At 63.5% G+C, this 754-nt stretch carries 1 pseudogene; it reads left to right on the top strand.

The features are described from left to right. Positions 1–123 precede the first annotated feature (123 nt). Positions 124–312: pseudogene (locus tag H7965_RS32250) on the top strand (hypothetical protein); the annotation flags it as partial. Positions 313–754: the final 442 nt, after the last annotated feature.

Genomic DNA, 754 nt, shown 5'->3' with positions numbered 1-754 from the left:
GGGCGCGTAGATCTTCGGACAGGGTTCTCGCCATGCAAGCTGGCCTCCGTGCCCAGCAGGCACGGTGAATCAGATTTCGCGCCGGGCGGGAATCCTCAGCGACTCTGAATGGTCAGATTTCGCTCTAATTCCGCGGTCTGCTACGTCCTTGGCATCACCGCCGTCGATCCCGGCAAGCACGACCTGCTGTTCGAGCGCTTCATCTCGGCCAGCCGCGGCGAGCCGCCGGACATCGACATCGATTTCGAGCATGAGCGGCGCGAGGAGGTGATCCAGCACCTGTACAATCGCTATTCTGAAGGTCGATGTGCTCGGTTTTGGCATGCTGTCCTGCCTGCGGCGCGGCTTCGGCTTGCTGCGGCGGCATTCCCGAGCGAACCACGATTTGGCCAGCCTGCCGCCGGAGTGCACGGCCACCTATGCGATGCTGCGTCGTGCCGACAGCCTCGGCGTTTTCTAGGTTGAGAGCCGGGCTTGCATTGTTGAAACCCTGTGGTGGGCGACCTGAGGAGCATCAGGTTGTGGGTGAGGACCCGCAGGATGATTTCGCGCGCCTGCGCGGCACCGCTGCGAGCGCTCAGAGCCGAGCCGAGGCGTCGTTTGTGCTGGCTAAAGCCGCTCTCGGCAGTAACCGTCGTCCTGACCTCACCTTGCGAAACGCCCTGCTGATGATGCCGTGTCGCTTTACGGCATGCGGCGGAGGTGGCGTTGGAGATCGAGGCGGAGGCGGCCGAGACCGGTCATAGGAGTGGTC

It is taken from the genome of Siccirubricoccus deserti, from assembly GCF_014283215.1.
Lineage (GTDB): Bacteria > Pseudomonadota > Alphaproteobacteria > Acetobacterales > Acetobacteraceae > Siccirubricoccus > Siccirubricoccus deserti.
The sequence above is the reverse complement of the archived record's forward strand: the minus strand, read 5'-3'. Positions and strand labels throughout refer to the sequence as shown.